Annotated in this window: 25 protein-coding genes and 1 tRNA gene; 15 read left to right on the forward strand and 11 right to left on the reverse strand. The window is 66.7% G+C overall.

The window, feature by feature from the left end; all coding sequences use genetic code 11:
• Positions 1 to 50: 50 nt before the first annotated feature.
• Together BLT28_RS35135 and BLT28_RS35140 are read right to left on the reverse strand one after the other, a co-directional pair.
• Positions 51 to 461 carry a type II toxin-antitoxin system VapC family toxin gene (locus BLT28_RS35135; RefSeq protein ID WP_030426341.1) on the reverse strand — a complete coding sequence of 137 codons (411 nt, stop codon included), beginning with the start codon at positions 459 to 461 and terminating at the stop codon, positions 51 to 53.
• Positions 458 to 682 (reverse strand): hypothetical protein, encoded by a 225-nt coding sequence (locus tag BLT28_RS35140; protein ID WP_156050342.1) that lies wholly within the window; start codon positions 680 to 682, stop codon positions 458 to 460. The genes BLT28_RS35135 and BLT28_RS35140 overlap by 4 nt, the downstream gene beginning before the upstream one ends.
• Positions 683 to 1,192: 510 nt before the next feature.
• Here BLT28_RS35140 and BLT28_RS35145 point away from each other — a divergent pair.
• From BLT28_RS35145 to BLT28_RS35150, 3 genes are all read left to right on the forward strand, one after another.
• Positions 1,193 to 2,770, forward strand: a complete 1,578-nt coding sequence (locus BLT28_RS35145) for a pentapeptide repeat-containing protein (RefSeq protein WP_157376116.1) — start codon at positions 1,193 to 1,195, stop codon at positions 2,768 to 2,770.
• A gap of 71 nt (positions 2,771 to 2,841) precedes the next feature.
• Positions 2,842 to 4,032 (forward strand): hypothetical protein, encoded by a 1,191-nt coding sequence (locus BLT28_RS40640; RefSeq protein ID WP_156050338.1) that lies wholly within the window; start codon positions 2,842 to 2,844, stop codon positions 4,030 to 4,032.
• A 314-nt stretch (positions 4,033 to 4,346) separates the two neighbouring features.
• A complete protein-coding gene (locus BLT28_RS35150; RefSeq protein WP_081900891.1) occupies positions 4,347 to 5,126 on the forward strand; it encodes a transposase family protein in 780 nt (259 codons plus the stop codon).
• Positions 5,127 to 5,456: 330 nt separating this feature from the next.
• Here BLT28_RS35150 and BLT28_RS35155 read toward each other — a convergent pair whose 3' ends face one another.
• Together BLT28_RS35155 and BLT28_RS42660 are read right to left on the reverse strand one after the other, a co-directional pair.
• Positions 5,457 to 5,735, reverse strand: a complete 279-nt coding sequence (locus BLT28_RS35155; RefSeq protein ID WP_052407618.1) for a DUF6953 family protein — start codon at positions 5,733 to 5,735, stop codon at positions 5,457 to 5,459.
• Between the two features lie 1,248 nt (positions 5,736 to 6,983).
• Positions 6,984 to 7,106, reverse strand: coding sequence for a hypothetical protein (locus tag BLT28_RS42660; protein WP_269459614.1), 123 nt, complete (start codon positions 7,104 to 7,106; stop codon positions 6,984 to 6,986).
• A 161-nt stretch (positions 7,107 to 7,267) separates the two neighbouring features.
• Here BLT28_RS42660 and BLT28_RS35160 point away from each other — a divergent pair, with 161 nt between their 5' ends.
• From BLT28_RS35160 to BLT28_RS35180, 5 genes are all read left to right on the forward strand, one after another.
• Positions 7,268 to 8,101 carry a CPBP family intramembrane glutamic endopeptidase gene (locus tag BLT28_RS35160; protein ID WP_231950528.1) on the forward strand — a complete coding sequence of 278 codons (834 nt, stop codon included), beginning with the start codon at positions 7,268 to 7,270 and terminating at the stop codon, positions 8,099 to 8,101.
• A 273-nt stretch (positions 8,102 to 8,374) separates the two neighbouring features.
• Complete coding sequence (locus BLT28_RS35165) at positions 8,375 to 9,376, forward strand: nucleoside hydrolase (protein WP_052407619.1); 1,002 nt, start codon at positions 8,375 to 8,377, stop codon at positions 9,374 to 9,376.
• A 27-nt stretch (positions 9,377 to 9,403) separates the two neighbouring features.
• A complete protein-coding gene (locus tag BLT28_RS35170; RefSeq protein WP_030431062.1) occupies positions 9,404 to 9,943 on the forward strand; it encodes a phosphoribosyltransferase family protein in 540 nt (179 codons plus the stop codon).
• Positions 9,944 to 10,048: 105 nt separating this feature from the next.
• Complete coding sequence (locus tag BLT28_RS35175) at positions 10,049 to 10,969, forward strand: glycoside hydrolase family 6 protein (RefSeq protein ID WP_052407620.1); 921 nt, start codon at positions 10,049 to 10,051, stop codon at positions 10,967 to 10,969.
• A 141-nt stretch (positions 10,970 to 11,110) separates the two neighbouring features.
• Positions 11,111 to 11,185: transfer RNA gene (locus BLT28_RS35180), tRNA-Ile, on the forward strand.
• Here BLT28_RS35180 and BLT28_RS35185 read toward each other — a convergent pair.
• Positions 11,154 to 12,032: a polysaccharide deacetylase family protein gene (locus BLT28_RS35185; RefSeq protein ID WP_052407645.1), complete on the reverse strand. Its 879-nt coding sequence runs from the start codon at positions 12,030 to 12,032 to the stop codon at positions 11,154 to 11,156. The two genes, BLT28_RS35180 and BLT28_RS35185, sit on opposite strands and share 32 nt — an antisense overlap.
• 55 nt (positions 12,033 to 12,087) lie before the next feature.
• On the opposite strand from BLT28_RS35185, the gene BLT28_RS35190 reads away from it, so the two are divergent.
• Positions 12,088 to 12,465 carry a MerR family transcriptional regulator gene (locus tag BLT28_RS35190; RefSeq protein ID WP_030431065.1) on the forward strand — a complete coding sequence of 126 codons (378 nt, stop codon included), beginning with the start codon at positions 12,088 to 12,090 and terminating at the stop codon, positions 12,463 to 12,465.
• A gap of 57 nt (positions 12,466 to 12,522) precedes the next feature.
• Positions 12,523 to 12,765 carry a hypothetical protein gene (locus BLT28_RS35195; protein ID WP_157376118.1) on the forward strand — a complete coding sequence of 81 codons (243 nt, stop codon included), beginning with the start codon at positions 12,523 to 12,525 and terminating at the stop codon, positions 12,763 to 12,765.
• Here BLT28_RS35195 and BLT28_RS35200 read toward each other — a convergent pair.
• On the reverse strand, positions 12,746 to 13,450 hold the full coding sequence (locus BLT28_RS35200) for a serine hydrolase (RefSeq protein WP_052407646.1): 705 nt from the start codon (positions 13,448 to 13,450) through the stop codon (positions 12,746 to 12,748). The genes BLT28_RS35195 and BLT28_RS35200 overlap by 20 nt on opposite strands.
• A 337-nt stretch (positions 13,451 to 13,787) precedes the next feature.
• Here BLT28_RS35200 and BLT28_RS35205 point away from each other — a divergent pair, with 337 nt between their 5' ends.
• The gene (locus BLT28_RS35205) at positions 13,788 to 14,942 is read left to right on the forward strand and encodes a hypothetical protein (protein ID WP_030431068.1); all 1,155 of its coding nucleotides are present in this window, start codon (positions 13,788 to 13,790) and stop codon (positions 14,940 to 14,942) included.
• Between the two features lie 3 nt (positions 14,943 to 14,945).
• Here BLT28_RS35205 and BLT28_RS35210 read toward each other — a convergent pair whose 3' ends face one another.
• Positions 14,946 to 15,713, reverse strand: a complete 768-nt coding sequence (locus BLT28_RS35210; protein ID WP_030431069.1) for an enoyl-CoA hydratase/isomerase family protein — start codon at positions 15,711 to 15,713, stop codon at positions 14,946 to 14,948.
• 146 nt (positions 15,714 to 15,859) lie between these two features.
• On the opposite strand from BLT28_RS35210, the gene BLT28_RS35215 reads away from it, so the two are divergent.
• Entirely contained in the window at positions 15,860 to 17,260 is a 1,401-nt protein-coding gene (locus BLT28_RS35215) for a hypothetical protein (protein ID WP_063766628.1), read from the forward strand.
• Positions 17,261 to 17,271: 11 nt separating this feature from the next.
• Here the strand turns inward: BLT28_RS35215 and BLT28_RS35220 are convergent, their stop codons facing one another.
• The gene (locus tag BLT28_RS35220; protein ID WP_030431071.1) at positions 17,272 to 17,907 is read right to left on the reverse strand and encodes a TetR/AcrR family transcriptional regulator; all 636 of its coding nucleotides are present in this window, start codon (positions 17,905 to 17,907) and stop codon (positions 17,272 to 17,274) included.
• A 110-nt stretch (positions 17,908 to 18,017) separates the two neighbouring features.
• On the opposite strand from BLT28_RS35220, the gene BLT28_RS35225 reads away from it, so the two are divergent.
• The gene (locus tag BLT28_RS35225; RefSeq protein ID WP_030431072.1) at positions 18,018 to 18,611 is read left to right on the forward strand and encodes an NADPH-dependent FMN reductase; all 594 of its coding nucleotides are present in this window, start codon (positions 18,018 to 18,020) and stop codon (positions 18,609 to 18,611) included.
• Positions 18,612 to 18,618: 7 nt separating this feature from the next.
• Here BLT28_RS35225 and BLT28_RS35230 read toward each other — a convergent pair whose 3' ends face one another.
• The gene (locus BLT28_RS35230) at positions 18,619 to 20,493 is read right to left on the reverse strand and encodes a glycoside hydrolase family 5 protein (protein ID WP_043812616.1); all 1,875 of its coding nucleotides are present in this window, start codon (positions 20,491 to 20,493) and stop codon (positions 18,619 to 18,621) included.
• 51 nt (positions 20,494 to 20,544) lie between these two features.
• Positions 20,545 to 21,093 (reverse strand): TetR/AcrR family transcriptional regulator, encoded by a 549-nt coding sequence (locus BLT28_RS35235; protein WP_030431074.1) that lies wholly within the window; start codon positions 21,091 to 21,093, stop codon positions 20,545 to 20,547.
• Positions 21,094 to 21,138: 45 nt separating this feature from the next.
• Between BLT28_RS35235 and BLT28_RS35240 the strand changes: the two genes are divergently transcribed.
• Both BLT28_RS35240 and BLT28_RS35245 read left to right on the forward strand, forming a co-directional pair.
• Complete coding sequence (locus BLT28_RS35240; RefSeq protein WP_030431075.1) at positions 21,139 to 21,603, forward strand: SRPBCC family protein; 465 nt, start codon at positions 21,139 to 21,141, stop codon at positions 21,601 to 21,603.
• 219 nt (positions 21,604 to 21,822) lie between these two features.
• On the forward strand, positions 21,823 to 23,358 hold the full coding sequence (locus BLT28_RS35245) for an LCP family protein (RefSeq protein ID WP_156051200.1): 1,536 nt from the start codon (positions 21,823 to 21,825) through the stop codon (positions 23,356 to 23,358).
• Here BLT28_RS35245 and BLT28_RS35250 read toward each other — a convergent pair.
• The gene (locus tag BLT28_RS35250) at positions 23,355 to 24,161 is read right to left on the reverse strand and encodes an MBL fold metallo-hydrolase (RefSeq protein WP_030431077.1); all 807 of its coding nucleotides are present in this window, start codon (positions 24,159 to 24,161) and stop codon (positions 23,355 to 23,357) included. The genes BLT28_RS35245 and BLT28_RS35250 overlap by 4 nt on opposite strands.
• Positions 24,162 to 24,274 lie beyond the last annotated feature (113 nt).

Consider the following 24,274-nt stretch of genomic DNA (forward strand, 5'->3'; position numbering starts at 1 on the left):
ACCCGACGCAACCGCTCGCGTCAGACCAGCGTGTTTAGCGCCCCTTGGGCTCAGGGCAAGAGGGTGAAGGCCGGGATGTGGTTCGGCCGGACGACGGTGAAATGCCTGCGGTCGAGGGTGGCAACAGTGGACGCACCGAGCCGCTCGGCCACGGCCACCACGGAGGCGTCCACGGCGCCGAGGGGCATGTCCGCGTACTTGGTGACCAGCTCCGCCATACGCTCAAGGTCCCGGAGTTCGAGCGGTTCAAGGCTGAGTTCCCCGGAGCACAGCGCCCGCAGGAACACCGCTTCAGCGCCCCCACCGCAACGACTTTCCAACAGGTAACACACCTCGGTAAGAACCGGAGCCGGGACGATCAGTGGACCCGGCACAGTGGTGAGCAGCCGAGCACAGCGTTCGTGGTCTTGGTCGTCGGCGTCCATAGCCGCGTACAACGGCCCGGTATCAACAACGATCATGCGCTCTTGGTTCCAGGGTCGCCCAGCTCCTGGCGCAGGATCTCCGACGACTGGGCCGCCACGTCATGCTGGCCCGATCGGAAGATGCCCAGGAAGGACAGTTGCCGCTGTTCGGCGGGCTGGGCTTCGTCGATCTCGCGGCGCAGCAGCTCTAGCACTGCCGGGACTCGATCCTCCGGCAGCGCGTCCACCAAGCGGTGAGCATCTTCACGAGCGCTCATGCTCCCAGCATGACGACCCCGAGCACACCGAGCAACCTTCGCCCCCGACCCGACCCCAGCGCCCCTCGTGACCGGCGTGTTCAGAGTTTCTTTTCTTCATCAAGGCGGCCCCTGCGGGGCCGCTCGGCCGCGTGCTGATCCCGCGCCGCGGAGCCGACGCCGTGCAGTGTGTCTGTCCACGCCCAAGGCGGCTGCCGCCGCCGGGCGTGGACAGCGAGGCATCACGGCGTCGGCCCGCTGCGGGGAGTGGCCGAGCGGCCCCGCAGATACCAAGGGACTGAACAGCGAAGGGGGCTCCGGGGTGGCTTGAGTCGGGACGATCGCTCGTGTGGCCGGTCTGGCTGCCTGGTCGGGGCGATCGGCTGCCGCGCCTATGGACAGCTCGACGCCTTGACGGCATCGACCAGCCCACAGGCTTGCCCTCGGATGGGGTTGACATGTACCTGCATGTGCCAGAAGAGCCGTGCGATTCGTTATCCACAGCACTTGTGTTAGCGGGAAGATCGCCGTATGCGTGAGGAGAGTCAACGTCCGACCTACCGGGTCTTGTCGACACGAACCATTGTGCTGTCTGCGATCGGCTTGGTTACAATCGGCTTTGGCGTAGTGGCGCTGCTCTTATTTGCTTTTGGTGGTGGCAGCGAAACTGATCGAGTCCGCCTAGATGTGATCAAAACAGCGGGTACTGTTGTGGTGGGCACGGGCGGAGCCGCTGCTTTGCTGCTTGCGGCACGGCGACAGCGGACCACTGAAATTGCATTGCAGCAGAAGGACATTGACCAAGCTCATCAAGAACAGGTAGCGGCGGCAAACCAAGCTCATCAAGAGCGTGTTGCAACGGCTACCGAGGCGGACGCGGCCGAGCGGCGAGTTACTGAACTCTACACTAAGGCTGTTGAGCAGCTCGGTTCCGACAAGGCCCCTGTGCGCCTGGGCGGGATGTATGCGCTGGAGCGACTTGCCCAGAATGTGCCTGAGCAGAGGCAGACTATTGTCAACGTGTTGTGCGCTTACCTACGCATGCCCTACGCCCCCGTAGCCGTGTCATCGGCATCCGTGCATGATCCTGCACCACCGGCCACTGGCGAGGACGCCATCCCAGCTGGTGAGCAACATTCCAACCTTCGTGGCACGGCGGCCCCGCGACAGCATGCTGAGCACCATGAACAGGAACGCCAAGTGCGGCTGACCGCTCAACGCATCCTTACCGCCCACCTGAATACGGGTAACGATCCAGAGCACCCGGTCGAGACGTTCTGGCCCGACATTGACCTCGACCTGACCGGGGCGACCCTGCTCGACTTTGACTTCACCGGCTGCCGTGCCAGCAACGCTCACTTCACCCAAGCGCAGTTCCATGGCGGCGCTGGGTTCCACGAAGTGATTTTTGATAGCAAGGCTGGGTTCAACGAGGCGCTGTTCCACGGCGACGTCGAGTTTAACGGGGTGCAATTTCGCGAGATTGTTGAATTTAGCGGGGTGCGGTTCTACTGCGACGCTAGTTTCCATCGGGCACATTTTCATGGCAACGTCGGGTTCTATGGGGCGCAGTTCCGTGGCAGTGCTGGGTTCCACGGGGTGCGTTTCCACGGTAACGTCGGGTTCAATGGGGCGCAGTTCCACGACAGGGCTGGGTTTTACGAGGCGCGGTTCGATGGCGGCGCTGTGTTTAACGAGGCGCGGTTCGATGGCGATGCTGGGTTTCACGAGGCGCAGTCGCACGGGCCCGTCGGGTTTAGTGGGGTGAAATTCCACGGCGATGTTGGGTTCTACGAGGCACATTTTCACGGCAACGTCGGGTTCTATGGGGCGCAGTTCCGTGGCAGTGCTGGGTTCCACGGGGTGCGTTTCCACGGTAACGTCGGGTTCAATGGGGCGCAGTTCCACGGGATGATCGGTTTCGACGGAGTGCAGGTCGATAAAAGAATCGAATTTGAGGGGGTGCGAGTGCGGGTCGACATGGCGCACTCGGCGAGACGCGAATGGCCCGGGGGGTATGTCATCAGAGGGGCAGCTTCGGACGAGGAGACGCACATAGATGGCGCTGAGGGCACATGGGGCCACCTGCTCCGTACTGATGAATCCTGAAGACGCAGGGCCGCGCTTGAACGGACCGGTCCCGAGGTGGCCATTAGGGCCAATGGAGGAAATGATCTAGTATGGCAACTGATCGAGAGACTGATTCGCGCGATATAGCCCGTATTCTGGCTGTGCGCGCGCTCCGGCTTCACGGCGGGCACGGGCTCCCGGAAGCTGAAAAAACTGACTACTCGGTCGGGTCGAGCCGTTTCAGTACATGGCTGCTCATCTATATCATTACAAGCCTCGCCTTCTTGGCGGTCGGCGAATTTCGTTGGACCGTGTATACGGCAGTCGGGGCCCTCGTCGCCATTCTATTCCTTGGAGTCTTGGCCATCTACTTCAAGAGCTGCACTTCCAGATTATTCTACCTGTTCTTCGCTGCGCTTTGGTTGACTGCGTTTGTTTGGCTCGCGGTGACGGGTAATACTGAAGGGCTATTCACTGCCTACGCGCTTCCTATTCTAGTCGTTTTTGCCGTCAAGTGGGGGATAGGCGCACTCTCGCTCGCTGCGACAATACCGCTCTTTGTGCCTGTGGCGTTTATTGTCGTATTGGCCCCACTTCTGACTGAAGATCCGTGGCGGTTGTCTGCTGAGATGGGTGGCGGGCGAGTGGGGCTACTTTTTGGAATAGCCGTCGTACCGCTCGTCGCATTTTCGGTGCGGCGGGTGATCAAGTTCTCGACGTGCGACAGTCTGACACACGCGTTTGAGGTCGTTGGCGCTGACAAGGATGCGCACCTAAAAGCCGCTGATCTGGCATTCAAAGTAAAGGCAGTGAATGAGGAAGTTAAGAAAGAAGATCTCGAGACTAGGTTTTACAATGCTTTCCGCGTTCAGCTCGACAGTAGTTGTGTCGAATATGTAGCGGCGGTTGTCAACAAGCGTTCTCGACGGCGATCCCTGCGGCACTTGTTGGTTCTGATAGTTGGAATAGCAATCGTTGCCTTTGCGATGATCTACACGTTGGCGGCGGTGGCAATGCCGACGAATTTGGCACGCGACTGGTCCAAGCAGGATATTATTCATTTTCTTGAGGTGCAACTTTTTGGCTACGAGGTGAACTTTCCTCTCGGGCCTTACCTGTCGGTGGCCTTGTTGTTCGCGACGCTAGCGACGGTCGGATTTCTGGCATTCGCGTCCACTGATGACAAGTATGCAGATGCGATTGTTCGCTCTGTAGCTTTGATGCCTGCCGAGCGCCTCGCCTATATGGCTGCCGTCCACCATCACATCGTCGGTCATCCTGGATGTTCGAAGCCAACGTGACGACCGAGCATGAACAGGGAATTGAGCTAATGCTGATGCCTGGTCTCTGGCGTCGGTAACTTTGGTAACCATGCAGGTTAGGAGCTGACTTGCCCCTCGATGAGGAACGGTTCGCATCGAGAAGGTCAGCGTGTCCGGCGCGGAACCTGCACGGAACAAAATCCACTTCTTGGCTCGAATGAGGGAGAAGGTGGAGGTCGGCGGGCTGTACCCTCAGTGATGAAGTGCTGCACCATGACACTTCGGTGCACGGCCTAAGGGATGTCTCGTAACCCGGTAACGGGTGTCGCGGGCTGATCGTCGATCATGGTCGGGTGCAGGTGATCTCGGCATCGCGGTCGGAGTGGATCGCACCGTTCACGGGCTTGGAGCCCGGGCAGTTCCGCAAGCTCGTGCGCGTTGTGGCCCGGCGAGGTGGTGACGAGATCGCTGACGGGCGTCCTGGCCGCCAGTGGCGGCTCCCGCTGGCCGATCGGGTTCTGTTGGTGGCGACCTACTGGCGGACGAACCTGACGATGCGCCAGATCGGGCCGTTGTTCGGGGTCTCGCACTCCGCGGCACACCGGGTGATCGACAGCCTCGGGCCGCTGCTGGCGCTGGCCCCGGTACGTCGCCGGCGGATCGACCAGATCGCCATCGTCGATGGAACCCTTGTGCCCACTCGTGATCACCGGCTGGCCGCGCGATCGAAGAACTACCGGTACTCGACCAATCTTCAGGTGGCGATCGACGCCGACACCCGTCTCGTGATCGCCACCGGCGACCCGCAACCCGGTAACCGCAACGACTGCACCGTCTACCGCGACTCCGGCATGAAACAGGCCCTGGCTGGCCGCCCGGTGATGGCCGACGGCGGCTATCAAGGCAACCCCGAGGTGATCATGCCGTACCGCAAACCTCGGGACGGTGCTGACCTGCCGGACTGGAAGGAAGACCTCAACACCGTCCACCGCAGTATCCGCGCCCGCGCCGAACACGCCCTGGCCCGCATGAAGTGCTGGAAGATCCTGCGCGACTACCGCCGCGCCGCCCACACCCTGGCCGACACCGCATCCGGAATCGCACACCTCCACAACCTCGCTCTCACCGGCTGACCCCAAGCCCACCAACACCAACACCAAGATCAGTTACGAGACATCCCTTAGACAGCGCCCCAGCTCAGTCCAAAGAGGACGGTCATGGGCCGTCTGGGGGCCGTCAGATAACACCCAAGGACGAAAAACGACGCTGACCGACGAGAAGGATTCTCGCTGGTCAGCGTCGTTTTTAAGGGCAGATCAGGCTGCGGCCTTGGTCTCCCAGAAAATCTTGTCAATCTCCTGGGTTTCGAATTGAAGGCCGGCTGCCTACGGAAGCATCGATCGATCATCGATTCCAGATCTGCGGGCATGTCGACCGGTGCTTCCTGGAACAGGTCGTCATGCTCATGCTTCCTGTGAGCGGCCTGGCGCGTCGCCGTCTTCGCGTGGCCTCCAGTACCTCTCGCTCCTCACCCACACGACAGTCTCTGCGGTAAGGCTGTTGAAGGCCCTCAGTACATTTCTCGCGATGCCCCAGCTGCCGTTGTCCTTCTGCTCCGTGAACTCCTGGCCGAAGTTCTTCTCGATGTGGTATAGAGCGTCTTCTTGGTACAGCTCCCCAAGTTCGGAGACGTGGTCGGCCATCCACTGCGCGACGTCCTGCGGGGTCAAGGTCTCAGCCAACGGAGCCTCCTGTGTCAGCTACGAGTTGTGGAACATGTGTGGAACGCCGGTCGTCAATCGAATCCAGAACTCTCGCTCGTCTCAACTCAAACCAGTGCGATTCGAATCGCAGTAGCTCCGCGCCATGGAACTTCCCAGCAAGGCGTAGGGGTTCCGCCTCGCTGGGAGCGAACGTGCCAGGACTTGATTTCTTTATTTGTCGGCACCTGCGATCGTCCGGTCAACTAGTCGTCGCCTGTGTGGCGGAACTCGTACTCCGCTAGGACTCGGAGCGATCACCGTTCAGGGCAGCAATCCCTCTGTGCTCAGGCACCTTCTGCACTGTACGCATGTCACATTCGTCAAGGGCTCCGAGTCTAGCCGTCGTTCGACTCGCCTCTTACGGGCCTTATCGCAGAGCGTATAGCTAGCAACTCGGGTCCTATGGGACCGCTGGTAGACAGCCGCTGCGTGGCGCGCGATTGATGTCCGTGCAGTAGTATCAACTGGGACGTACTTAATCAAATCTCCTGGCTGCCAGGTGGGGGCCTCAGGTTCTTGTTCAGGCGGGTTTGTGTTTTCTATCAGAATCAGAAATCCATCTTGTTCAACTTCGACAATTTCGCCCGGCGCAGGTAGATCGCCATCGGTCAACTTGATCTGAAGCTCAGTCATCCCATCCTCGCCTTCCAAGGTGAGTTGTGCTGTACGGCGCAGTTGATCCTGTAGTTGTTTAGCGCGCTGGGGGGCTAACTGTTACTCGCAACTTCGTGGCGAATCTGCATCATTATGGCCTGCAGTTGGTAACTAGATCTCTGTCCGACCTTGCTGCCCCAGTTCGCCGCGCCTGGGACAAGAGGCTGAGCCGGACACGGTGCGGACTCGGACGCACAGCAGCGAAGCACAGCACCCGGGGCGTCCGTGGCGGACCGTGGTGTCCTTCGCTGGCCGCCCTGCCTCGTCGTTGGCCCTGGTCGACCAGGTGGCGGCTAGTACTCATCGAGAAGGTCCGTGAGGCGATGTGAACGTGGACGAGACACGGGGGCGGGTGGCATGTTCGCCCCCACTTAATCCCCACAATTCGACGCCAGTAGTCCGCAGATGTCGGCGTACAACGACCATTTGCTTTCGCGATATTCGCTGGTCGCGGCAGGTGTGGACACGTAACGACAGGCATCAACCGGAGTCGATCTTGAATCGCAGGGTTACTGGTTCGAGTCCAGTCGGAGGAGCTCCCACCCCAGGTCAGCGGCCTGGGGTGTTGTCGTTTCAGGGGGTCGTCCGCAACTCTTCCTGCTCGCTCGCAGAGACGCTGACCGGCGACCCGGTCGCCTCGGCGCGTTCGGTGGTGCGGACCCAGTTGCGCAAGGTCTCGTGGTTCACCTCGAACACGTGAGCGACCTGCCGCAACGGGCGATCCGAGGATCGGGCCAGCGTCTGGAATCAGGGTGTCCGGTTCACAGGGGCAACCCCCAGGTCGTGTTTGGAACGAATGAAGCCTGCATCGGCGAGACGCATCAGTTCGTCGATGTGCCGTGTCAGGGGAGTGTCAGGTGACCCGGCAACCATCCGTCGGCATGGATGACAGGCATAGGCCCACGGGCACAATGGAGCCCTATCCACCTCACGGAATAGCAAAGCGGCTGCTGGCCGACCGGCACTCGCTGCCTCTGTCCATCGCTCTGCACCTGGTCCCCGGTGCTCTGATCGTTGCGGTCTATCTGCTGGTTGCCGAACCGTTCGTATTGGCCATCGGTTACCCGGTGTTCCTGGGCTGGGCGATTTCCCTGTGCCTGGTTCTCGGACCGCTGATGGCGGGCTTGTACTGGCTGGGGCGCAAGCGCAACGGCCGGTTCTCATTGCGCGGCGTGCTGCACTACACCGACAAGCCGTTGTCCAGGGGAAAGCTCGTCGCCATGGCCATCCCCATGTTCTTGTGGATGATGGCGCTGTCGATCGCGCTCACACCCCTGGACAGCTTCATCTTCGACCAATTCTTCACCTGGCTCCCGTTCGCCGATGCGGGCGGCGGCGTCACCACGTACCTCGAAGGAAACGGCCGCTCGGTCATGCTCGCCACGCTGACGATATGTCTGCCGCTGACCGGAATCTCACTGCCGCTCATCGAGGAGTTCTACTTCCGCGGGTTCCTCATGCCCCGCCTCGCCCACCTGGGCAAAGGGGCGCCGGTGCTCAGTACCGTCTTGTTCTCGCTGTACCACTTCTGGGCACCGTGGACGTTCGTTTCGAAGTTGATCTTCTTCTTCCTGGGGCCCTGGTTCGTGTGGAAGAAGAAGGACTTCCGGCTTTCGATCGGGATGCACGTCGGGTCGACCTCGATCTCGATGGTCAGCGGCATCATCGCGCTAGCGTTGAACGTCATGTGATTCCTGTCGATGAGGCTGAGCTGTCAGCCCGTCACGCCGCTCCGGAGGGGCTTTCGCCCCAGGACAGCGCGCCTGGGTGCTTCCGCCGTGGCGGGAACAGAACTGTGGTGCCCACCACGCCTGCAGAGCAGGTTGAAACGGCGTTCGACGACCGCGGCAGGGACCTAGGCTGAGGCGGCACTGGCGCATGTGCGGCGCGGCAGGCCTCGACGCGGGGCGAGACCAAGACCGAACCGTCCGCCACCGTCCCGGGCCGAGCGTGGGAGAGCTGCTGTGACCGATCAGTACGACCCGTTCGGCATCAATCGGACGCAGCGTGACATGCAGGCGGTGTCGGACAGGCTGGGCCTGGACTATCAGGTCCAGGGCTGGTTGCCGCGGTCGCTGCGGGAGACTCCCTTGATCGTCGACACCGACGCCGGTGGCGACCCCGACGATGCCATCGCGCTCATCGTCGCCGCCGCCGAGCCGACGCTGGCGCTGGTCGTCACCTCCGACGAGTTGGGCGGCGAGCGCGCCCGCTTCGTGCGCCATCTGCTCGACCTCCTCGGCCGGCCCGAGGTTGCGGTGGTGGCTGGTTCCGATCTGGGCAACACCCGCCTCAACTGCATCGAAGGCCTGGCGCCGGCTGAGGTGGCGCACCAGCCGACGGACGTGCTCGCGGCCGTCACCGAGGTCTGTTCGTCCACAGTGGACCAGGTGCGATGGGTGGGTATCGGCCCGGCGTCGAACCTGGCGATGCTGCTGACCGAACGTCCCGAACTGGCCGAGCGGCTGGCGGTGACCCAGGTCGGTGGCGCGCTGCGCTACCGCGCCCCCGAACGCGCCGACCACAACTTCCGCGTGGATCCCGGTGCGGCGGCCGTTCTGCTGGAGAAGGCGCGGATCCCCCGGCTTCAGCTCTCCGAGGTCACTTTCACCCCGGAGGTGGAGATCGAGAAGGACTCGCCCCTGCACCGGCTGCTGAGCGACCCGGCCGGGCCGCCGTGGGCCCAGCTCGTCGCCGCGCACTTGGACCAGTGGTACGAGCGTTTCCACCACGGGACCATGCAGCACGACGCGCTGGCCCTCACCGAGGCGTTGGAGATCGCCTTCGTCGACTACTACCGCGAGCACGTCGTGATCGACGAACGCGGTCGGACGACCGTGGCCAGTGACGGCGGGATCGAAGTGTTGCTGTCCGGCGACGCGAGGCTGGACGACTACATGCGCTGGCTCACCGCCCAGGTCGAGGCCGCTGTGGCGGGGCATGCCGAACCGGCAGAACCGCGATGATCGAGCTGAGTGCGTGAAGATCCAGCTATGACGATCTCGGCGCGTGAGCTTCTGCTGGAGCGGTTCCGGTGGATCGGTGGTCACGCGGACATGTGGCCGCTGTTCCGGGACGGCGACGCGTTCAAGGTGGTCGTTCGAGCGCTGATCGACCCGTTCCGCGATGCGGGCGTGACGGCGGTGTGCGGGATCGAGTCCCGAGGGTTCCTGCTCGGCGGAGCCGTGGCGATGGAACTCGGCGTGGGTTTTGTCGCGGTGCGCAAGGCTGCCGGGATGTTTCCCGGGGAGAAGCTGATCGGGGAAACGGAGCCGGACTACTGCGGGCTGAGGCACACCTTGCGGATTCAGCGGGCAGCGCTGAGCCCGGACGATCGCGTCCTGCTCGTCGACGACTGGATCGAGACGGGAAGCCAAGCCCTGGCGGTTCGAGAGCTGGTCGCGGCAGCCGGAGCGAAGCTGGTCGGATGTGCGGTGCTCGTCGACCAGATGCAGTCGGACTCCAAGGCGGCGCTGGGCGAGTTCCACGCGCTCGTGACGGCCGACGAGCTCCCCGACGCGTCAATGGGATAGTCGTTCGATCGCCTTAAGGTGTCGATGTGGGCTGAAGTGGTGGTGCCGCCTAACGAAAGCCGCTATCTGTTGTCCCCCAAGGAGAACCGACGCGGGGGAGCGGGGATGGGGAATCCCTACGAGATGCGGGACGGCTTCTACGTCCTCCCGGACACGCAGGCGCACCATTGGTGCACAACGGAATTCCACGCGGGCCGCACGACGGGTGAGCGGTGGGTGGTCTGGGACAAGATCGCGGCAGTTCCTCAGGCGAGGTGGGTCGGTCCCGCGCCGATCGGGCCGCAGATCGACGCAACCCTCGATGCCGCAGGGGAAACGAACACGTTGCCGATCTTCGTCGCCTATGCGATCCCGTTCCGCGACGCGGGCGGCGCGTCCTCCGGCGGCTTTCGGGACGTGCGGTCGTACCAGGCGTGGGCGAAGACCTTCGCGCAGACGGTCGGAGTGGCTCCGGCGGTGGTGATCCTCGAGCCGGACACGCTGATCCACATGTCCGGTCTGAACGCGGAGCAACGCAGGAACCGCCTGGCGTGCTTGACATTCGCGGTGCAGGCCTTCAAACAGCACGCTCCCAACAGCTACGTGTACCTCGACGGCGGAGACGGCCGCTACAACTCCCCGGAAGCGCTGGCGCCGTGGCTGCTGCAGGCCGGTGTCGCGGACGCGCGAGGCTTCGCGGTCAACGTCTCGAACTACAACACCACCAGCGCGTGCGAAGCGTTCGCGGGGAAGCTGCGCGACCTCCTCGGCCTGCCGGACGTCGGCTTCGTCGTCGACACCTCCCGCAACGGCAACGGCCCGCCGCCGGACTCCTACATCCGCGCCAACCCGAACACGTGGTGGGGCAACCCGCCGGGCCGGAAACTGGGTGATCGTCCGGAGCACGTCGGCGGCGCGAACGGGTTCGACGCGAAGTTGTGGGTGAAGCTCCCCGGGGAGTCCGACGGCCCGTACGGAGTAGCGCCGCACAGCGTCTCGTCCCAGTTCCTGCCCCGCATCGCCCACGGCTTGTACTACGGCACGTAGTCAGGCGGTACAGGAAAATGCCCACAAACCGGTGCCGCCCCCGGAGAGGAACCCACAGTGTGGGTCGACTAACATCTCAGCCCTTACGCGAGGCTACAACGCGTGATGGGTGTTCGGCCGTTCGTGGTGACGGTCCATCAGGGGGCGGTAGCTCAGCCGGTCAGAGCAGCAGACTCATAATCTGTCAGGTCGTGGGTTCGAGCCCCACCCGCCCCACATCTTCCCCGCGGTAGTGGTCGGCGATCTCGTCGCTGGTGGTCAGCCAGATGTCGGGCTGAGCGGCGAGGAACTCCAGCGCCTGGTCGAGGTACTTGTGCCGGAACGGCTGACCGATCACGAAGGGGTGCAGGGCCAGCGCCATGACGCGGCCGCTGTGCTCGGAGTCGGCGCGCAGCTGCTCGTACTGGTCCCGGACGATCTGGACGAAATCCGGCCCGGTGAAGCCCTTGCCGAACAGCAGCAGGTCGTTGAGTTCGACCGAGTACGGCACGCTGATCACGCCGGGCACGTTCAGCGGGTAGGGCTGGTCGTCGTTCGTCCAGTCAAGCACGTAGTTCAGGCCGAGTTCGGCCAGCAGCGCCGGGGTGTTGAAGGTCTCCGTCAGGCCGGGGCCCATCCAGCCGCGCGGCCGCCGGCCCGTGGCGGCGGTGATGGTGTCGACGACGTCGGTGAGGAAGGCGCGTTCCTCGTCGAGGGTCATCCCGGCCTGCAGGATCGAGTTGGTCTTCCCGTGCGCCAGCCACGCCCAGTTCCGGTCGAGCCCGGCCTTGATGATCTGCGGGTGGTGTTCGGCTACGGCGGAGTTGAGCAGCACGCTCGCACGGATGCCGTGGCGGTCCAGGCTGCGCATCGTGCGCCAGATGCCGACGCGCGCCCCGTAGTCGCGCCAGCCGTAGTTGAGGGCGTCGGGGACCAGGTCCGCTGTGCCGGGCCAGATGCTGGTCGACGGGCGGTCGACCATGAAGTGCTCGATGTTGAGACCGACGTAGACGGCGACCCGGGCACCGCCGGGCCAGGTGATCGGAGGGCGTTCGGTGATCGGGCTGTAGTCGAAGAGCTCCATGCCGACACGGTAAAATCTGACATCGGTGTCAGGTTCAAGTCCGAGGACGGCCGCGATGAAGATCGGTGAACTCGCCCGGCGCACCGGGGTCAGTGAACGATCGCTGCGCTACTACGAGCAGCAGGGCCTGCTCGCGGCCGGCCGCACGCCGGGCGGGCAGCGCGACTACCCGGAGCACGCGGTCGACCGGGTCATCCGCATCCAGGAACTGTTCGCCGCGGGCCTGCACAGCAAGAAGATCGCGCAGCTGCTGCCGTGCATGCGGGACGCCGACGGCGGTCCCTCCGAGATCGCCACCGGCAGGCTGGTCACCGACCTGGTCACCGAGCGGCAGCGGATCGACCAGATGATCACCAGCCTGATCAACTCCCGGGACGTGCTCGACGAAGTGATCGACGCGGCGTCGGAGGCGAAGCGCCGGCCGCGCCGGTGAGGGGCGCTGTCCGGGTTTTCTCCGGGCTGCTTGCCGTGGCCGGACTTCCGCTGGTGCTTGTCTCGGCGTTCCTCGAACTCGACGGCGCAGATGTGCGAGCGCGGTGTCCAGTTCGGCGAGGTCGTCGACAAGGGCAGCGGTTTCCCGGTCGCCATCGCGCTGGCCCGGCTCGGCCTGGTCGGGACACCGATCGTGCTGCGGTTGCGGACCGCCACGGCTGCTGAGCGCGTTCAGCAGCCGCTGAGCCGGGGCGGCGCGGCCGGCGCCGCCCCGGAGCCGGTCAGCCGAAGTAGCCGTTGAAGAGGATCTCGCTGATCTTCGTCGTGGTCGCCTTGCCGACCTCGTAGCCGTCCTTGACCACCATGGTGTTGCTCATGATCGCGACGGTGTAGCGCTCGCGCGGCCCGACGAAGCCGACGGAGTTCATGATCCACGAGCCGTCGTCGTTGTCGTCGGCCCAGCCGTTCTTGTTGCCCGGCTGCGCCTTCTCGCCCGCGCCCCACACGCCCCACTGCTGGTTGGCGTCGACCGCGCGCATCTCCTTGACGATGTAGTCGCGGTGCTTGGCGGGCAGCTTCGCCAGCACGTAGTTGATCAGGCGGTCCAGGTCGTTCGGGGTGGTGAGGATCCAGCCCCAGTGGTGCGGGTGCTTGTCGGTGAACTTCATGTCGGTCATGCCGTAGGACGGGAAGCGCTTGGCGAACTCGGCTTCGCCGCCGTAGCGCTTCCACAGCGTGTGCGCGGCGTCGTCATCACTGGAGTTGAGCATCCTGCGCATCAGCTCGCGGTCCTCGGCGGTCAGCTTGACCGCGCCGGAGTCGTTGCGCAGCAACAGGTCCACGACCATCGCCAGCTTCGGGGTGGAACACGCCCACGCGTGCGTGCCCGCGGCGGGGTTGCGCCAGACGGCACCGGTCAGCCGGTCCCGCACGACGATGCCGGTGACGCCGGGACGGCTCTCGGCGTACTTCTGCGCCTTGGCGATGCGCGCGCGGAGCCCACCGGGGAAGAAGACGCCGACGCCGGCTCCGACCGATCCGGCCGGGGCAGGGGTGGCCTGGGCGGCCGGTACAGCCAGGAAGGAGGCCAGGGTCGTCGCGGCGATCAGACCGGCGATCAGGCCCTTGTTGATCTTTCTCACGGTATCGAGCGTATGCGGGCCGATGGCCCCGGCGCCGCCTTGACACGGGTCGTCCGAGCGCTTTCGGGCTGAGAACTGCCGGTGACCAGCTTGTCCGATCGGGTGAGGCGTTACGCACGGGCTAACGATTTTCGGTGCAGGGCGAAACGCGTGGTGCTGGTCGAGGGGAAGGTGGGGGGACATGGTGGCGGAGTCCTGGCACGCGGCACGGCTCATACCGACTTCCGGCATCGACGGTGCCGGGGAACGGGAGCGGCGGTCGATCTCCGCCTTGCTCGCCGTCCTGGCCGCGGTCCCGGAGTTCGGCGCGGCCTTCGCGGCGGCGCTGGGCGCGCCGTCCGGGCGGATCGAGACGTTCGTGGACGTGCGGTTCCGCGTCGGCGACGTCGTCTTCGAGCCGGGTGGCCTGATCCGGGTCACCAGGGGAACGTGCCGCTGGACCGCGCTGGTGGAGGTGAAGACCGGCGGTGACGTCATCCCGGCCGACCGGCTGGGCACCTGCCTGAACCTGGCGCGGGAACAGGGCTTCGACGTGGTGGTCATGATCTCCAACGAGGTGCCCGCGGTTCCGGGGCCCTGTCTGCCCACAGTGGACGAAGCGCGGCGGCTCCAGGTCTCCTGGTCACAGCTGCTGTGCAAGGCGGTCGCGGTGCGGGCGGCCGTCAACGAGGACCGGGCGTGGATCCTCGGCGAGCTGATCGGCTACCTGGAACACCCCCGTTCGGGCACCGTGGCGTTCGACGACATGGGCGAAGCTTGGGAACCCGCGCGCGAAGCGCTCGCGGCCGGCGCCCTGCGGGCGGAGGACCACGTGGCCACCGAGGTCGCGGCCCGCTTCGACGAGCTGCTGCGCTTCGCCAGCCTCCGGCTCGGGGTGGAGGCCACGCCTGCCTTGTCCCGCAAGGAAAGCCTCGATCCGGCGCTGCGCACGCGCGTGCTCGCGGAGCGGCTCGTCGACGACGGTGCGCTGTCCGGTGCGATCCGCATCCCGGGCACCGCGGGACTGCTGCACGTCACCGCTGACCTGCGCGCGGACCGGGTCATCTGCTACGTCGAGATGAGCACGCCACGCGAGGGCCGGCCGACGACGAGGGCGAACTGGGTGGAGCGCCAGCTCAGGAACGCCCCGCCGACCGTGCAGGTGGAGCACCAGCCGGAGCTGCGCGCGTTCCGCATCTACCAGGAGTTCGCGATGGGCACGGGCCGGTCCGGCTTCGTCGCTTCGGTGCTGACCGCGATCACCTCGTTCTACGAGGACGTCGTCCAGAACATCAGGGTCCGGTCGGCCGCGGTGCCGCGGATGCGCTCCGGCGAAGCTGTCGCGGGAGCCCTGTAACCGCTAGAACCTCGGCGGACGCTTGTCGAGGAACGCCTGGACGCCCTCGGCGTACTCGGGGCTGGTGTAGCTCGCCTCGAACAGCGCGTGCAGGTCCTCGTCCTCCACGTGCAGGCCGTCGGTGATCCGGTTGATCACCGCCTTGCCGCCGCGCACGCTGACCTGGGCGCGGGAGGCCAGCACCGCCGCCAGCTCCTTGGCCCGCGCGGCGAGGTCGGCGGCCGGGTGCACCTCGTTGACCAGCCCGATGCGCAGCGCGGTGGCCGCGTCGATCAGCTCGGCGGAGAGCAGGATCTGCTTCGCCCACGCCGGGCCGACCGCCTCGACCAGCCGTTTGGTCGACATGAAGTGGTAGATGATGCCGAGCTTGGCCGGCGTGATGCCGAACCGCGAGTCCTCGGCGGCGAGGCGGATGTCGCACGCCAGCGCGATCTCGCAGCCGCCACCGACGCAGAACCCGGTGATCGCGGCGATCACCGGCTTGCTCAGCGTGGCGATGGCGCGCTCGCCCGCGTGCACGACCTCGCTGTAGGCACGGGCACCCTCCGCGCCGCTGCGCAGCGTGCCGAACTCGCTGATGTCCGCGCCCGCGGAGAAGTGGTCCCCGCCCTGGATCACCAGGACCCGGACCGCCTCGTCGCGCTCGACCCGGTCCATCAGGCCGGGCAACGCCGACCACATGGCGTGGCTCATCGCGTTGCGCTTGGCCGGCCGGTCGATGGTCAGGGTCGCCACCGCGCCGTCGACGGTCAGCTGGAGGTGCTCGCTCACGCCGCCACGGTATCTCCCGAGCGGGCGGAAATATCTGGGCGTGTGCCCATGCTCGCATGGCCGTTCGGGTGAAGCCGCCGGAGCGGCTAACGGATCTTGATGTTGCTCCGAAACGCCGACTGCTCCCGGAGAAAGAGGGTCATGTCATGGCAGAGGAGTCCTGGCACGCCGCACGGCTCATCCCGACCTCGGGCATCAGCGGCGCCGACGAGCAGGAGCGCCGCGCGACCTCGGCCCTGCTCGCCGTCATGTCCGTGGTGCGGGAGTTCGGCAGGGCCGTCGTGCAGCCCTTCGGCGCGCCCGCCGGGCGGGTGGAGACCTTCATCGAGGTCCCGTTCCAGTCGGGGGAGAAGAAGTTCATCCCCGACGGCCTGGTCAGGGTCACGCGCGGCTCCCGGACCTGGACCGCGCTGGTGGAGGTCAAGGCCGGGAACAACGCTCTGCAGGCCGAGCAGCTCGACGCCTACCTCGACGTGGCGCGGGAGCAGGGGTTCGACGCGTTGCTGACCATCTCCAACGAGATCCCCGCCGTTCCCGGCCAGCATCCGACCACTGTGGACAAACGAAGGCTGCGCAAGGTCGCCCTGCACCACATCTCCTGGTCCCAGTTGCTGTGCGAGGCGGTGATGCAGAAGGAGCACCGCGGTGTCGCCGACCCCGAGCAGGCGTGGATCCTCGGCGAGCTGATCCGCTACCTGGAGCACCCCCGCTCCGGCGCGATGATGTTCGACGACATGGGGTCGTCGTGGGTGCCCGCTCGCGAAGCCGTCGCCGCGGGCACATTGCGGGCGGCCGACAGCGCCGCGTCCGAGGTCGCGCTGCGCTTCGACGCGCTGGTGCGGTTCGCCTGCCTCCAGCTCGGCAGGCAGCTCGGCACGGAGGTCACGCCTTCCTTGACGCGCAAGGAGATCGCCGATCCCGCGCTGCGAACGCAGACCCAGGCGGCGCAGCTGGCGTCCAACGGCGTCCTCACCGGCGCCATCCGGATCCCGGACACCGTGGGGCCGCTGCACGTGACCGCGGATCTCCGGGCCGGACAGGTCATCTGCCACCTCGACGTGGACGCGCCTCGGGAGGGGCGCCCGACCACGCGGGTGAACTGGTTGGTGCGCCAGCTCAAGAGCGCGCCGGAGACCGTGCGCGTGGAGAGCTTTCTCCTGCACTCCAGGGGGCAGGGCGCCGCCGAGCTGTTGCGCGAGGTGCGGCTCCGGCCGGAGTCGATGGTGGTCGACGCGAAGCGGGACCTGCGCTCGTTCCGGATCGCGCAGAGCTTTCCCATGGGGGCCAAGCGGGGTTCCGGACGGGGAGCGTTCATCGACTCGGTGCTCTCCGCGATCAACGAGTTCTACGAGGGCGTCGTGCAGAACCTCAAGCCCTGGGCGGCTCATCCACCGCGCATCCGGCATGAGGAGTCCTTCGCGCCGCCCGCCGAAGTGCCGGTCGCGCTCGTCTCCACCGCACCGTCCTCGCAGGACGGAGCAGACGTCGTGCCGCCGGACGGAGCGGAGGCGGCACCGCCGCAGTTCCCCGTGGCCGGGGCCTTGTAGAGCCGACCGGCTCACCCGTAGCCGTGGAGGAACGCGTGCACTCCGGTGGTCACCATCTCGGTGATCTCCTCGGCGGACGGCTCCGCGCCCGGGAAGGACGGGTTCCACGCGCCGACCAGCACGAGCAGGTGGACGGCCGCGCGATCGGCGTTGGCGATCCGGAGCAGTCCCTGGTCGCTGAGCCGTCGCAGGTGCCCGGCCAGTTCGCGGCGGACCCGCAGCGGACCGTTCTCCTGCCACGCCTCGATCGCGGCCCGGGGGATGTGCGCCGCCTCCGCGTTGATCTGCCGGACCAGCGCGAAGTGCTCGCCGACGCCCGCTTTCGGCCCGGCCCACTCCAGGCCGAACTCGATCAGGTCCGTCTCCAGGTCGGTGACCTTGCGCAGGTGCCGGTCGATCACCTCGATCTGCCGCTGCGCGGTGCGGGCCGAGCTGTCCTGGATGACGGCCTCGAACAGCTCGGCCTTGCCGCGGAAGTGGTTGTAGATCGTGCGCGTCGACACCCCGGCCGCCTCGGCGATGGTGTCGATGCTCGCCCGCGTGTAGCCGTCGCGCGCGAAGACCGTGAGCGCCCCGCCGAGCATCGCGGCGCGCTTGTCGGTACTCCCGCCGCGTGGCCGTCCCCTGGAGCTGTTCTTGCTGGTCACCGCGTTCTCCTCGGATCGGCCGCACGCCCGAGTGCAACGAGCGTTGTATTTATTGCCATGACCGTTGTACTTTACCTCCCGTCCCGAACCGCATCGAAGGAGCAGACCGGATGACCCGCATCGCAGTCCTCATCGGCAGCACCCGCCCGGGCCGTCGCGGCGTGGTCGTCGCCGACTGGGTGGCCAGGGCCGCCGCCGCGCACCCCGCGGTGGCCGCGGGCGAGGTGGCGGTCGACGTGGTCGACCTCGCCGACCACGCGCTGCCACTGCTGGACGAGCCCGTGCCCGCGCTCGCCGCCGACTACCGCCACGAGCACACCCGGGGCTGGGCCGAGGTGATCGGCTCGTACGACGGCTTCGTTTTCGTGACTCCCGAGTACAACCACTCCTTTCCCGCCGCGCTGAAGAACGCGGTCGACTTCCTGTTCGCCGAGTGGAACGACAAGGCAGCCGGTTTCGTGAGCTATGGCGCACACGGCGGCATCCGCGCCGTCGAACAGCTGCGCACGGTGCTCGCCGAGGTGAAGGTGGCCACCGTGCGCACTCAGGTGTTCTTCTCGATGGCCGGAGACCTCGAGCTGTTCACAGATCCGGACGCGTGGACGGCCAGCACCTACCAGACGGAGAACCTGGGCACCATGCTCGACGAGCTCATCGCCTGGACGGTCGCGTTGAAACCGGTGCGCACCAAGGCCGTCGCCTGACTTTCGTCTACTGTGGAGGGTTGATCCCCACGCAGTACACGGCGTCCGGCGTCCTCGCTCTGCCGACGACCCGCCCGGTCCAGGCGATGCCGCCGATGTACTCCGTCTCCGCGCACTGGCCCTTGAAGCGACCGTGCGCGAAGTCGCCACCGCGAGCCCCGGCAGGACGGTTGTCGCCGCGGTCGAACCACACCGTCCTGCCACTCGTTCCGAGTTGCCGCGACACGCTCTTGCAGAGCGCTGAGGACATGTCGGCACCGCGCAGCGCGTACCCGGTCACGACGTGTCCAGGAGGGCACTGGAACTTCGTGTAGCCGGACGCCCAGTCGGTGACGACATGGCGCTCATCGCGGATCGCCTGGTGCGCGAGCGGACTCGCGTCCATCCCGGACTCGGTGCACAGACCACGGCCGCCGGTCTGCGCGAGGCCGATCAGGCGCTGGCCGTCCGGGCACGCGGCCTTCCGCGCGCCGGGGTCCCAGTCCGGTTCGGCGAGCAGCCGAGGAGATCGCACCGCGTCACCGTGGTCCGGCGCGAGCATGTTCCACGCGTCGGACCGCGGCACCGGCCCGGTTTTCTCTTGTGCGCCAACGAGTCGGCGCCATGCCGGGGAACGCCAGTCGTCCCCGTCGTCCACGCTCATCCGGTTGCCCGCCGCGTCCCAGTGCAGCATCGCCCAGCCGTTTCCGCGCCGGTTCTGGTGCCAGCCCACCAGAGGCCAGTACGCGAAATCGGTGTCGTTGCGCACCAGGTGGTCCACGAAGTTCTCGAACCACGCCCGCGACTTCGGATCGGTCTCCTCGCGCCCGCCGGAGCCGAACTCGCTGATCCACACCGGCGCCGTGAAGTGCTGACCGCCCTGCTGTGCCACGAAGAACGCCTGCCGGTCCAGGACGGCGGGCAGTTCCTCGCGGCTGAAGTCGCGGTAGCGGGGGTCGCTGGTCTCGCCGACTCCCGTGGCACCGCTGTGGTTCGGCCCGGTGTAGCCGTAGAAGTGCGCCGAGTACACCAGTTTCCGTGACCGCAGCAACGTGTGCGAGAGCGTCCGCGCCGGTTCGAGCGTGGGCCGCCCGTGCGGGAACCCGTCGGCCGGGATCCCGTACCAGTTGATGCCCTCGACGACGATCAGGACGTCCGGGTTGGCCTCGGTGAGGATGCGGTCCGCTACCCGTTGCGCCGCCGCGTGCCAGTCATGGTCGTTGCCCCACCCCCAGTTCGGGTCGTCAAGGATGTTCCGCCGGACCTCGTTGTACAGATCGGCACCGACAACGCGGGCGTTGTTCCGGTAGCGCTTGACCATCAGCAGCCAGTCTTCCTCCCACTTCCGGGTGGCCTGGCTGGTGTTCCACCGCTCGTTCCCGTCGACGCCGCAACACCATCGTGTGGTGTTGGTGTGGTTGTTCAAGATCACCGCGAACCCGGCCGACGTCAGCGCCGCGACCACCGCGTCGTAGACCTGGAGCGGTGTCTTCCCGCGCAGCCCGGGGTTCGCGCGCACGGCCGCGTCGGAGACGGGGCGGGTGTCGTGCACCATCTCGTTGGAGAACGGCAGGCGGATGCTGTTCAGCCCGATCCCGCGAAAGCTCTCGATCATCTCCGCCATCGGCGCGCGGTCCAGGCCGAGCGGGATCCGGTCGCTCTTCTCGCCCGCGTGGTGGTTGGCCGGGTCCTCGGCGTCACCGGAGCCGGTCCAGGTGCCGCTGGCCCCGTGCCAGTTCCCGGACTTCAGCTTGAAGCGCTCGCCCTTCGCGTCGACGACGTAGCGCCCTTCGGTGCTCAACGGCGCGGTCCACGTCGTCGGATCGGACACCGCCCACGCCCGAACCGGAACCGCCATCGTCGCCAGCAACAACCCCGCAACCACGAGCCTGGTCAGCGCCATGAGGTGATCGTCCCGTCCGGGCGAGGGCGGGCACATCCGACAAAGGGAGTTTTATTCGCGTTCGTAGCTCGCGGCGAACCGCTCCAGTGCCGCCGTGGTGCCCTCGCGGTCGCCGGTCGCCAGCAGGTCGAGCAGCAGGCCGCGCACCACGGCGAGGCCGAGGCGGGCTTCTGCACGGGCCGTCGTGGGGTCGAGCCCCCAGTGCCGTGCCGCCAGCGTGCCCGGCTCCAGCCAGTTCTCCACCACGCCGTCGAGCAGGGCGGTGGTGCCGGGTCGGCCCTGCAGCGCCTGGCCGTAGATCTCGAAGAACAGGCGCTCGTGCGGCCACAGTTCCGGATCGGACAGGCGTCGCCAGAACTCGCGGATCACCTCCGCGGGCGAAGCCGCCGAGCAGAGGTCCGCGAACGCGTCGCGCTGGCGCTGCTCCACCGCGCGGATGACCTCCACGAGCAGCCCCTCCTTGGAGCCGAAGTGGTAGATCACCATGCGGTGGCTCGTGCCCAGGGCGGTGGCCAGCTGGCGCAGACTGAGGTCGGTCAGCCCGTGCGCGGCCAGGTGCTCCACCGCCGCGTCGAGCAGTCGTTGCCGCGCGTCGCTCATCCGCTCCCCTTGTCCCCGAGTTGTACCGGATGGTACATGTACCAAATGGTACATATCATCGAGGTCGAACGGTTCGCGGCGACCGAACCAGCCGTCGTCTACGCGCTGCTCCGGGATGGTGCGGGCTGGCCGACCTGGTCACCACTGGGCTCGTTCGAGCTGGAGCGGCAGGGCGAGGCGGAGCGGGAGGGGGTGGGTGCGATCCGCGTGTTCCGCACCTGGCCGGTGCGCAGCCGGGAGCGGATCGTGGAGCTGGTGCCCGACCGGCGGCTGGCCTACGTGCTGGAGTCCGGGTTGCCGATCCAGGACTACCGCGCCCAGGTCGACCTGGAACCGCGCGACGGGGGCACGGTGATCCGCTGGCGCTCCACCTTCAGCGCCCGGGTGCCCCTGTTGGGCCGTTTGGTCCATACCATGCTGGATCGGTTCATCCTCCGTCTGGTCGCCGGTCTCGCGGCCGCCGCCGAGGCGCGGAGCACGCCCCGTAGTATGGGTGGCCAAGGCCGCTGACCTGCGCAAACCCTGTGCTCAGCGTAATTGGTTGCATACGCATCGCAACGGTGCAACCTGAGTTGCTTGTCATGCGTCTTCTGTATGAAAAGCAACCCGGCGCGACGCGGCCCGGAGTAGCGTTGATCAGCGGGGCGGCCCTGTTTCCGGCCGACTGGAGAACGAGGAGCACCAGTGGGCCGACATCACCGTGCGTTCCGGTACCAACCGGAACCCATCGTGACGCCCCCGTCGAAGTCGCAGGTCAAGCGGGCGCGCACGGTGGGTGGCGCTCTGATGCTCGCGCTGTTCTCCACGGTGCTGCCCGGCTCGGGGCACCTCGTGCTCCGCCGTCGCGTCGGCTTCGTCTTCCTCGGCTTCTTCCTGCTGCTCATCGGCGCGGGTGCCTACCTGGCGCTCACCACCTCCACCGACGACCTGCTGGGCTACGTCGCCTCCTCGGAGTTCCTGCTCTACGTCATGGGCGGGCTCGCGGTGGTGGCCGTGGCGTGGATCACGATCGTGGTCAGCGCCTACCTGGCCGCCGTGCCGCGCCGCACCGCGACGGGGCAGCGCCTGGTCGGCGGTGCGCTGGTCACGGTGCTCTGCCTCGGGGTCGCCACGCCGTTCGGCTACGCCGCCTACAACCTCGACGCCCACCGCAACCTGCTGGACACCGTCTTCCCCTCCGGCTCGGCGGGCTCCGGCGCGCAGGCGGGCGCGGACGTGAAGGGTTTCCGCAAGCCGCGGATCAACGTGCTGCTCATCGGCAGCGACGCCGGTCACGACCGGATCGGCACCCGCACCGACACGATGATGACCGCGAGCATCGACACCAAGACCGGCCGGACCACGCTGTTCGCGTTGCCCCGCAACACGCAGAACGCGCTGTTCCCGCCCGGGTCGAAGCTGGCGAAGCAGTTCCCCAACGGCTTCACCGACCCGCGCAGCCCCAACTCCTCGGAGTACCTGCTCAACGCCATGTACAAGTACGGCAACGAGCACCCCGACCTGGTGCCGCCCGGCGGCCCGAGCAAGATCCCCGGGCTGAACCTGCTGTGGTCCTCCATCAGCACCATGCTCGGCCTGGAGCTGGACTACTACGTGCAGGTCAACATGGAGGGCTTCGCCTCGATCATCGACGCGCTCGGCGGGCTGGACGTCAACGTGGGCCCGCACCGGGTGCCGATGGGCGGTATCGGCCCGTTCGGCGAGCCGGTCAAGCCCTTCGGCTACATCGAGCCCGGCCGCCAGCACCTCACCGGTGACCAGGCGCTGTGGTTCGCCCGGTCCCGCACCAACACCGACGACTACACCCGGATGGGCCGCCAGCGCTGCCTGATCAAGTACGTCGTCGAGCAGAACCCGCCGTCGAAGATCCTCAACAACTTCCGCAGCGTCGCCGAGGCGACCAGCGCCAACGTCTCGACCAACATCCCCCAGGACGTGCTGCCCGCGCTGCTCCAGCTGGCCATGAAGATCAAGGAACAGCCGCTGGAGAGCATCTCGTTCGACCCGAACCTGCCCAACCCGCGGGCGCGGGACGGCAAGTTCGACACGGCGCGCCCGGACTACGCGTTCATGCGCCAGGTCGTGCAGTCCGCGATCAGCCCGCCGCCGAACCCGCACGCGGCCCCGGCGCCGGGCACCACGACCACGGCGCCGACGACCACCCCGAGCAAGGCCGGCGGCAAGACCACCACCGGCAAGCCCACATCCCCGGCGAACCCCAGCTCCGCCCCGGCTACCTCGCTGAACGACGCCTGCGCCGCCTAGCGGTAGCGGCGGAGTTCCTCGGGGTCGTGCGCGCTGAAGATCTCGATCTCGGAGCCGTGGGCGGAGGCCAGCTGCCGCAGGCGGTCGCGGTTGGCGGTGCGCTTGGCGTGGTCGGTCCCCACGAGGTACTGGAAGTACTTCAGGCCGGTTGAGCAGTGCGGACGGCGCGGGTCGACCTCGCCGCGGAAGAAGTAGGCGTCCCCCGCGTGCAACAGCCAGCGGGAGCCGTCGCGGACCGCGACGCCGCTGTGCCCCCGGGTGTGCCCGGCGAGCGGCACCAGCAGCACGTCCTCGGTCAGGCCGTCGAGGCCGCGAACGGCGTCGAAGCCGAACCACCGCTCTCCACCGGCCCGGTAGGTCGCCCAGTCCGGGCCGTGCGACCACGTGGCGGCGAGGTAGCGGCGGCGCTCCGGGAGCGAACGGCCGGTGGTGGCCGCGTGCAACTCGTCGGCGTGCACGTGGACCTTCGCCCACGGGAAGTCGCGGAGCCCGCCCGCGTGGTCGTAGTCGAGGTGGGTGACCACGATGTGCCGCACGTCCTCCGGGGCGAAGCCGAGGGCGCGGACCTGCTCGACCGCGGTCTCCGACCGGCGCATCGACGGGCGCATGCCGCGGCGGAACTCCGCCGTGGTGGCCCCGGGGTGGGTGCCGACGCCGGTGTCGACCAGGACGAGCCCGGAGCCGGTCTCGACCAGCAGGCAGTGGCAGACCAGCTCGGCCCTGGCGAACAGCCCGCCGTCGCCGTTGACCAGCTTGCGGAAGGGCGGGGCGAGGCTGCCGCAGTTGAGGTGGTGGACGCGCATGGGCACGGAATATAGAGCGGGAGATCCGTTCGCCCGGCCCCGCGCCGGGGGCCGGGCGAACACGGGTGTTCTCAGTACTGGGCGCCGCACTGGGTGCAGATGAGCCGGCCGTT

It is taken from the genome of Allokutzneria albata, assembly GCF_900103775.1.
GTDB classification, from domain to species: domain Bacteria; phylum Actinomycetota; class Actinomycetes; order Mycobacteriales; family Pseudonocardiaceae; genus Allokutzneria; species Allokutzneria albata.

Coding starts and splice junctions, on each gene's coding strand:
- BLT28_RS35135 (WP_030426341.1), bottom strand. CDS start 461: ATGATCGTTGTTGATACCGGGCCGTTGTACGCGGCTATGGACGCCGAC.
- BLT28_RS35140 (WP_156050342.1), bottom strand. CDS start 682: ATGAGCGCTCGTGAAGATGCTCACCGCTTGGTGGACGCGCTGCCGGAG.
- BLT28_RS35145 (WP_157376116.1), top strand. CDS start 1,193: ATGCGTGAGGAGAGTCAACGTCCGACCTACCGGGTCTTGTCGACACGA.
- BLT28_RS40640 (WP_156050338.1), top strand. CDS start 2,842: ATGGCAACTGATCGAGAGACTGATTCGCGCGATATAGCCCGTATTCTG.
- BLT28_RS35170 (WP_030431062.1), top strand. CDS start 9,404: ATGACGATCTCGGCGCGTGAGCTTCTGCTGGAGCGGTTCCGGTGGATC.
- BLT28_RS35175 (WP_052407620.1), top strand. CDS start 10,049: ATGGGGAATCCCTACGAGATGCGGGACGGCTTCTACGTCCTCCCGGAC.
- BLT28_RS35185 (WP_052407645.1), bottom strand. CDS start 12,032: ATGGAGCTCTTCGACTACAGCCCGATCACCGAACGCCCTCCGATCACC.
- BLT28_RS35190 (WP_030431065.1), top strand. CDS start 12,088: ATGAAGATCGGTGAACTCGCCCGGCGCACCGGGGTCAGTGAACGATCG.
- BLT28_RS35205 (WP_030431068.1), top strand. CDS start 13,788: ATGGTGGCGGAGTCCTGGCACGCGGCACGGCTCATACCGACTTCCGGC.
- BLT28_RS35215 (WP_063766628.1), top strand. CDS start 15,860: ATGGCAGAGGAGTCCTGGCACGCCGCACGGCTCATCCCGACCTCGGGC.
- BLT28_RS35225 (WP_030431072.1), top strand. CDS start 18,018: ATGACCCGCATCGCAGTCCTCATCGGCAGCACCCGCCCGGGCCGTCGC.
- BLT28_RS35230 (WP_043812616.1), bottom strand. CDS start 20,493: ATGGCGCTGACCAGGCTCGTGGTTGCGGGGTTGTTGCTGGCGACGATG.
- BLT28_RS35235 (WP_030431074.1), bottom strand. CDS start 21,093: ATGAGCGACGCGCGGCAACGACTGCTCGACGCGGCGGTGGAGCACCTG.
- BLT28_RS35240 (WP_030431075.1), top strand. CDS start 21,139: ATGGTACATATCATCGAGGTCGAACGGTTCGCGGCGACCGAACCAGCC.
- BLT28_RS35250 (WP_030431077.1), bottom strand. CDS start 24,161: ATGCGCGTCCACCACCTCAACTGCGGCAGCCTCGCCCCGCCCTTCCGC.